This is a genomic window from Falsiroseomonas oryziterrae, from assembly GCF_021864505.1.
Classification (GTDB): domain Bacteria; phylum Pseudomonadota; class Alphaproteobacteria; order Acetobacterales; family Acetobacteraceae; genus Falsiroseomonas; species Falsiroseomonas oryziterrae.
On the sequence record NZ_JAKJIB010000198.1, the window covers coordinates 1 to 7,318 of the forward strand.

The 7,318-nt window shown below is 72.0% G+C and carries 6 protein-coding genes; 2 read left to right on the plus strand and 4 right to left on the minus strand.

Features of this window, described 5'->3' with window-relative positions; all coding sequences use genetic code 11:
- Window positions 1–310: 310 nt before the first annotated feature.
- Complete coding sequence (locus tag L2I40_RS15210; RefSeq protein ID WP_237216052.1) at window positions 311–1,498, minus strand: phosphoglycerate kinase; 1,188 nt, start codon at window positions 1,496–1,498, stop codon at window positions 311–313.
- A 27-nt stretch (window positions 1,499–1,525) separates the two neighbouring features.
- On the opposite strand from L2I40_RS15210, the gene L2I40_RS15215 reads away from it, so the two are divergent.
- Window positions 1,526–1,945, plus strand: coding sequence for a DUF6636 domain-containing protein (locus L2I40_RS15215; RefSeq protein WP_237216053.1), 420 nt, complete (start codon window positions 1,526–1,528; stop codon window positions 1,943–1,945).
- Window positions 1,946–1,984: 39 nt separating this feature from the next.
- On the opposite strand, the gene gap is transcribed toward L2I40_RS15215, so the two are convergent.
- The 3 genes from gap to L2I40_RS15230 all read right to left on the minus strand — a co-directional run bounded on the left by gap (window position 1,985) and on the right by L2I40_RS15230 (window position 6,250).
- Window positions 1,985–3,001: a type I glyceraldehyde-3-phosphate dehydrogenase gene (gene gap / locus L2I40_RS15220; RefSeq protein WP_237216054.1), complete on the minus strand. Its 1,017-nt coding sequence runs from the start codon at window positions 2,999–3,001 to the stop codon at window positions 1,985–1,987.
- A gap of 26 nt (window positions 3,002–3,027) precedes the next feature.
- Window positions 3,028–5,073 carry a transketolase gene (gene tkt, locus L2I40_RS15225; protein WP_272910972.1) on the minus strand — a complete coding sequence of 682 codons (2,046 nt, stop codon included), beginning with the start codon at window positions 5,071–5,073 and terminating at the stop codon, window positions 3,028–3,030.
- A 100-nt stretch (window positions 5,074–5,173) separates the two neighbouring features.
- Window positions 5,174–6,250, minus strand: a complete 1,077-nt coding sequence (locus L2I40_RS15230) for a calcium:proton antiporter (RefSeq protein WP_237216055.1) — start codon at window positions 6,248–6,250, stop codon at window positions 5,174–5,176.
- Between the two features lie 93 nt (window positions 6,251–6,343).
- Between L2I40_RS15230 and L2I40_RS15235 the strand changes: the two genes are divergently transcribed.
- The gene (locus L2I40_RS15235; protein ID WP_237216056.1) at window positions 6,344–7,093 is read left to right on the plus strand and encodes a VIT1/CCC1 transporter family protein; all 750 of its coding nucleotides are present in this window, start codon (window positions 6,344–6,346) and stop codon (window positions 7,091–7,093) included.
- Window positions 7,094–7,318 lie beyond the last annotated feature (225 nt).

The window sequence follows — 7,318 nt, forward strand, 5'->3', positions numbered from 1 at the left end:
GCAGCGCATCGAGCCGCCGCGGCGACTCCGGCGGCGTGGGCGCGGCCGGCGTCTGGCCGGTGGTGGCGCCGCGCACCGGCGTGGTGGCCTGCAGGCGCGAGACCTCCGCCGTGAAGGCGGCAAGCGAGTTCAGGCTGATCATGCGGACCACCATGCCGCGCAAGCCTGAACGCCCGGTTAAGACGGATCTCGGGCGAAGTCGGCTGGCGCGGGGCGGGAGGCCGATGGGCTGCATGGCGGCAGCCTGCCGCCGCGCGCCGTTAACCTTCCAGCAACCAGTGGTGGAGCGCGGGCAGTTCCTGCCGAAAACCTACCGGTCCAGCGCCGCAACGCCCGGCAGCGTCTTGCCCTCCAGCCACTCCAGGAAGGCGCCCCCGGCCGTCGAGACATAGGTCATCCGGTCCGCAACCCCCGCATGCTTCAGCGCCGCCACCGTGTCGCCGCCGCCCGCGATCGACTTCAGCCCCGAGGAGGCGGTCAGCGAGGCCACCGACTGCGCCACCGCCACCGTCGCCGCGTCGAAGGGCGGAGTCTCGAAGGCGCCGAAGGGACCGTTCCAGACCAGCGTGGAGGCCTGGCGCAGCCGGCTTTCGACGACATCCACCGTCTCCGGCCCGACATCCAGCGCCATCATCTCCGCCGGCACCGAATCGACCGCCACCGTCCGGGTCGCCACGTTCGGCGCGAACTGCGCCGCCACCACGAGGTCGAGCGGCAGCACCACCTCGCAGCCCGCCGCCTTCGCCGTCTCCAGGATCTGCCGCGCCGTCTCGTGCATCTCGGCCTCCTGCAGCGACTTCCCCATCGCCTCGCCCTGCGCGGCCAGGAAGGTGTTGGCCATCGCCCCGCCGATCACCAGCACGTCGACCCGCTTCACCAGGTTGCCCAGCAGCTCGAGCTTGGTGGAGACCTTGGCCCCGCCCACGATCGCCACCACCGGCCGCGCCGGGTTGCCAAGCGCGGCGTCGAGCGCCTTCAGCTCCGCCTCCATCAGCCGCCCCGCATAGGCGGGCAGCAGATGCGCCACCCCCTCGGTCGAGGCATGCGCGCGGTGCGCGGCCGAGAAGGCGTCGTTCACGAAGACATCGGCGAGCTTCGCCAGCCCCTGCGCCAGCGCGGGATCGTTCTTCTCCTCCCCGGCATGGAAGCGCGTGTTCTCGAGCAGCAGCACCTCGCCGTCCTGCAGCTTCGCCGCGGCCGCCTCGGCCTCCGCTCCGACGCAGTCCTCGGCGAAGGCGACGGCGCGATTGAGCGCTGCCGACAGCGCCTCGGCCATCGGGCGCAGCGACATCTCCGGCACGCGCTTGCCCTTCGGGCGGTCGAAATGGCTGCACACGATGACGCGCGCGCCCTTCTCGGCCAGTTCGCGGATGGTCGGCGACAGCCGCTCGATCCGGGTGCGGTCGGTGATGACGCCGTCCTTCACCGGCACGTTGAGGTCGGCCCGCAGCAGCACGCGCTTGCCTGCGGCGTCGAGGTCGTCGAGGGTGCGGAACATGGCTCGAATCCTGGCGGGGAAGGCGGCATGAGGGCACGCGTCTGCGGGATGCTTCCGGCGCTCCTGCTCGCGCCGGTCGTAGCATCGGCCCAGCCGGGCTTCCAACCACCCCCGCCGGCCTTCCAGACCCCCTCCGGGAACGTTCATTGCCGGCTGACCGGCGAGACGCTGCGCTGCGAGGCGCTCGCGCGCGACTTCGCGCCGCCGGCGGGCGCGGCGGCCTGCCAGGGCGGCTGGCCGGGTGCGCTCGCGTTGCGCGCGACGGGCGAGGTCGGGCTGCCCTGCGACGGCGGCTCTGTCCGGAACGACGAGGCCTTCGTCCTCGGCTACGGCGCGCGGTGGAGCCTGGCCGGCATCAGCTGCGACTCCGAGGAAGCCGGCCTCCGCTGCGCCAACCCCGCCGGCCATGGCTTCCAGGTGTCGCGGTCGCGCCTCACGCTGTTCTGAGCGCGCCCTTCCCCGCGCGCGGGGAAGGGCGGCGCCGGCTCAGAGCCGTCCGAACAGCGCCATCGTGTCCGACATGCGGTTGGAGAAGCCCCACTCGTTGTCGTACCAGGCCATCACCCGCACCAGCGCGCCATCGACCACCTGCGTCTGCGTCGCGTCGAAGGTCGAGCTGTGCGGGTCGTGGTTGAAGTCGATCGAGACCAGCGGCGCGGTGTTGTAGCCGAGGATGCCCTTCAGCTCGCCCTCCGCCGCCGCCTTCATCGCGGCGTTCACCGTGTCCTTCGTGACGCCCGGCGTGTTCAGGTTCACGTCGAGCGAGATCAGCGAGACGTTCGGCGTCGGGATGCGGATCGCGGTGCCGTCCAGCTTGCCCTTCAGATCCGGGAGCACCAGGCCAACCGCCTTGGCCGCGCCCGTCGAGGTCGGGATCGCGGAGACCGCCGCGGCCCGCGCGCGATGCAGGTCCTTGTGCAGCGTGTCCACGGTGTTCTGGTCGCCGGTGTAGGCGTGGATCGTCACCATGTAGCCGCGCGCGATGCCCCAGTTCTCGTGCAGCACCTTGGCGACCGGCGCCAGGCAGTTGGTGGTGCAGGAGGCGTTGGAGATGACGGTCATCTCCTTGGTCAGCGTCTTGTGGTTGACGCCGTAGACGATGGTCGCATCCGCATTGTCGCCGGGGGCGGAGATCACGACCTTGCGTGCGCCGGCGGCGAGCAGGGCCGAGGCCTTCTCCTTGCTGGTGAAGATGCCGGTGCACTCGGCGGCGACATCCACGCCCTGCCAGGGCAGCTTGGTCGGGTCGCGCTCGGCCGTCACCTTGATCGGGCCGTAGCGGCGGCCGTTGGCCAGGATCACCAGGCTGTCGCCCTCGACCTTCACCTCGCCGGGGAAGCGGCCATGGACGCTGTCGAAGCGGAAGAGATGCGCATTCGCCTCGACCGAGCCGAGGTCGTTGATCGCCACGCACTCCACGTCGTCGCGCCCGCTCTCGACCATCGCGCGCAGCACGAGGCGCCCGATGCGCCCGAAGCCGTTGATCGCAACCTTCACAGCCATGTTCGTCCTGTCCTTCCCCGGTTCGTTCAGCCGAGGCGCTTGCGCACCGCCGCCACCACCGCCTCGGCCGTGATGCCGAAGTGGCGGTAGAGCGCCTCGGCCGGCGCGCTCGCGCCGAAGCCCTGCATGCCCACGAAGACGCCGTCGCCGATCCAGCGCTCCCAGCCCATCGGCCCCGCCGCCTCGATGCCCACGCGCAGCCCGTCGCCGAGCACCTGCGCACGGTAGGAGTCGTCCTGCAGCGCGAAGAGTTCCCAGCAGGGCAGGGAGACGACGGCGGTCGGCACGCCCTCGGCCTCCAGCGCTTCGCGCGCGGCGAGGGCCAGATGCACCTCCGACCCGGTCGCGACCAGCGTCGCCCGCCGCGGCCCGGACGCCTCTGCCAGCACATAGCCGCCGCGCGCCGAGCGGTTCTCGCCCGTATCGGTCCGCACCGCCGGCAGGTTCTGCCGCGACAGCGCCAGCACGCTCGGCCCGTCGGCACGCTTCACCGCGAGCTCCCACGCCTCCGCCGTCTCGATCGCATCCGCCGGCCGGAACACGTGCAGATTCGGCATCGCGCGCAGCGAGGCCAGATGCTCGACCGGCTGGTGCGTCGGCCCGTCCTCGCCGAGCCCGATGCTGTCATGCGTCAGCACGTGGATCACGCGCTGGCGCATCAGCGCGGCAAGGCGGATCGCCGGCCGCATGTAGTCGGCGAAGACCAGGAAGGTGCCGGAATAGGGGATCACGCCGCCATGCAGCGCCATCCCGTTCATCGCCGCCGCCATGCCGTGCTCGCGCACGCCGTAATGGATGTAGCGGCCCCCATAGTGCCCGGGCGCGAGCGCCGGCACGCCCTTCACGTTCGTGTTGTTCGACCCAGTCAGGTCGGCCGATCCGCCGACCATCTCCGGCACGGCAGGCACCAGCGCCTCGAGCGCGCGCTGGGACGCGACGCGCGTGGCGAGCTTCGGCTTCTCCGCGGCCTGGGTCGCGCGCAGCTCCGCCAGCTTCTCCTGCCAGCCTTCCGGCAGGCGGCCGGCCATCGCGCGCTCGAACTCCTCGCGCAGCGGGTGCTTGGCGAGACGCTTGAGCCAGCTGCGGCGCGTGCCCGCGCTGCGGCGGCCGGCCTCTTCCCAGCGCCCCTTCAGCCCTTCCGGCACCTCGAAGGCCGGGTGATTCCAGCCGAGCGCCGACTTCGCCGCCGCCGCCTCCTCGGCGCCGAGCGGCGCGCCGTGGCTCGCCGCCGTGCCCGCCTTCTTCGGCGAGGAGAAGCCGATGATGGTGCGGCAGGCGATCAGCGTCGGCTTGCGGCTGCGCATCGCCCAGCCGATCGCGGAAGCCACCTCCTCATGGTCGTGCCCGTCAACGCGCCGCACCGCCCAGCCATAGGCCGCGAAGCGCTTCAGCGTGTCGTCGGTGAAGGAGAGCGCCGTGTCGCCGTCGATGCTGATGGAATTGTCGTCCCACAGCACGCAGAGCCGGTCGAGCTTCAGGTGGCCTGCCAGCGACGCGGCCTCGTGGCTGATGCCTTCCTGCAGGTCGCCATCCGAGGCGATGACCCAGGTCCGGTGGTCCACCAGCGACTTGCCGAAGCGTGCTGCCAGGTGCCGCTCGGCCAGCGCCATGCCGACCGCGGTCGAGATGCCCTGGCCGAGCGGGCCGGTGGTGGTCTCGATGCCCGGATGCTCGCCGAACTCGGGATGTCCGGCGGCGGGAGAATGCAGCTGGCGGAAGTTGCGGATCTCCTCGATCCCCATCCCCGCATGGCCCGTCAGGTGCAGAAGGGCATAGAGCAGCATCGAGCCGTGGCCGGCCGACAGCACGAAGCGGTCGCGGTCGGGCCAGCGCGGATCCGCGGCGTCGTATTTCAGGAACCGGGAGAACAGCACCGTCGCGACATCGGCCATGCCCATGGGCATGCCCGGATGGCCGGACTTTGCCTGCTCCACGGCGTCGATCGCGAGTGCGCGGATGGCATCCGCCATGCGCCGCGCCTCGGTGGCAGGCTTGGCGAGGATCGCCGCCTGGCGCGCCTGGGCCGGGTTCGGCTCGGCGCGCGGCTTGGTGTCGGGTTCGATGCTGGCCAAGTGGGGGTCCCTGGCAGGGTGCTTCCGGGCGGGGCCGCTATAGAGGCGCCTCGCTCCCCGGACAACCCGCCGGCACCGGATCGGTCCGGATGCGGGCGTCTCAGGGTGCGATGATCAGGAACAGCCAGACGGCCAGCAGGATGAGGTGGACGAAGCCGGCCAGCAGGCTGGCGCGGCCCGACCCGTAGGTGATCAACGCCATCAGGAAGGAGAGCGTCAGCAGGGCCGCGCCCCCCGCCGACACGCCGAGTTCGAGCGGCGTGCCGGTCCACCAGGCGATCAGCGAGACGGCGGGGATCGTCAGCCCGATCGTCGCCACGCCCGACCCGAGCGCGAGATTGATCGAGGTCTGCAGCCGGTCGTCGCGTGCCGCGCGAAGGGCGGTCGCCGCTTCGGGCAGCAGGACGATGGCGGCGACGATCACCCCGACCAGCGCATGCGGCGCGCCGATCGCCGCGACGCCCGCCTGCAGGACGGGCGAGACGGCCTTCGCCAGCAGCACCACCGCCGTCAGGGCCAGCGCCAGCAAGCCGAGCGCCGCCATCGCCAGCCGGCCGGTCGGCCGTGCCCCTGCCGCCTTGGAGGGCAGGGCGGTCGGCAGGAAATGCTCGCGGTCCCGCCCCGTCTGGACGAAGGTGAAGGCGAGGTAGAGCGCGAGGCAGACCGCGCTCACGAACATCAGCTGCGGCGTCGTGTAGACGGGCCCGGGCGCGCTCGTCGTGAAGTTCGGCAGCACCAGCGTGACCATCACCATCGGGATCAGCACGATCAGGTAGGCCTGCGCGCCCATGGTGCGGTAGCCGGCTTCGCGGTGCTTCCACGCCGCGGTCAGGATGCAGGCGCCGGCAAGGCCGTGCAGCACCAGCACGACCACTGCATGCACGGTGTCGCGCACCAGGGTGGGCTGCGGCGTGTCTCCCAGCAGGATGGAGATGATCAGCCCCAACTCGATCACCGTGACCGCCAGCGCCAGCACGATGGCGCCGAAGGGCTCGCCCACCTTCGCCGCCACGACCTCGGCATGGTGGACGGCCGCCATCACCGCCGCCAGCAGCGCCGTGCCAAGCGCCACCGCCACCATCGCGCCGGCCCCACCGCCGAGCGCCAGCTCCGTCGCGAGCGCTGCAGGCGGAACGATCACGGTCCAGAGGGGCAGACGATCGGTCGGGACGGCCATGCGCGGCGTAGACCATGGCCATGGCCGACTGGCCAGTCCGCGCAGGGGCAGGCCGGTGGCGCGTCGCGCCGCGCGACACTACTCTGCGCCGCCATGATGGATGCACCGACCCAGGAGCCCACCCGCGACGGCCTCCCGCCCATGCCGCCCGGGCCGCCGCATGAGGAACGGCACTTCACCCAGAACGAGACGGTGCGGGACCTGGTCATCGGCACGGCCGACGGCCTCACCGTGCCCTTCGCGCTCGCCGCGGCGCTGTCCGGTGCGGTCGCCGCCAACCCGCTGATCGTTACCGCGGGCCTCGCCGAGATCGCGGCCGGCTGCGTCGCCATGGGGCTCGGCGGCTACCTCGCCGCACGCACCGAATCGGACCACTACGCCTCCGAGCGCAAGCGGGAGGAGGAGGAGACGCATCTCTATCCCGACCGCGAGAAGTGGGAGGTCGCGGCGATCCTCCACCGCTACGGCGTGCGGGGCGAGGTGCTGCGGCAGGCGGTCGACGCGATCGCCTCCGACCGCAAGAAGTGGGTCGACTTCATGATGCGCTTCGAGCTCGACCTCACGGAGCCCGACCCGAACCGCGCGGCGAAGTCGGCGGTGACGATCGGCGGCGCCTATGTCGTCGGCGGCTTGATCCCGCTGTTCCCCTACATGATCTTCGCCACCACCACGCCTGCGCTGCTGCTGTCGAGCTCGCTCACCGCCGTGGCGCTGTTCGGCTTCGGCTGGCTGAAGGCGCGCGCCACCGGCCTGCCGGCGCTGCGGGGCGCCGTGCAGACGCTGGCCATCGGCGGCGTCGCCGCGGTGGTCGCCTATCTGGTCGCGAGCCTCTTCGGCCACTGACGCAGCCCAGGCCTTCCTCGCCGGACAGGTGAGGAGGGCCGCGCTCCGTCAGTTCGCTCCGCTCGTCTCCGGCGCCGGCGTCCGGAGCCGCTGCTCGGCCTCCGCGATTGCCCGCCGCAACTCGCCGAGCCGCGCCTCACCGTCGCGGGCGGCCTGCTCGGCGCGGCGCTGCTCCTCCGCCAGGCCCGCGACGCGCCGCTCCGCCTCGCTGCGCTGCTGGGCGAG

What these genes read in the sequence shown, in the direction of transcription:
- L2I40_RS15235 (WP_237216056.1), top strand. Translation starts at nt 6,344, where the DNA reads ATGATGGATGCACCGACCCAGGAGCCCACCCGCGACGGCCTCCCGCCC.
- L2I40_RS15215 (WP_237216053.1), top strand. Translation starts at nt 1,526, where the DNA reads ATGAGGGCACGCGTCTGCGGGATGCTTCCGGCGCTCCTGCTCGCGCCG.
- L2I40_RS15230 (WP_237216055.1), bottom strand. Translation starts at nt 6,250, where the DNA reads ATGGCCGTCCCGACCGATCGTCTGCCCCTCTGGACCGTGATCGTTCCG.
- L2I40_RS15210 (WP_237216052.1), bottom strand. Translation starts at nt 1,498, where the DNA reads ATGTTCCGCACCCTCGACGACCTCGACGCCGCAGGCAAGCGCGTGCTG.
- gap (WP_237216054.1), bottom strand. Translation starts at nt 3,001, where the DNA reads ATGGCTGTGAAGGTTGCGATCAACGGCTTCGGGCGCATCGGGCGCCTC.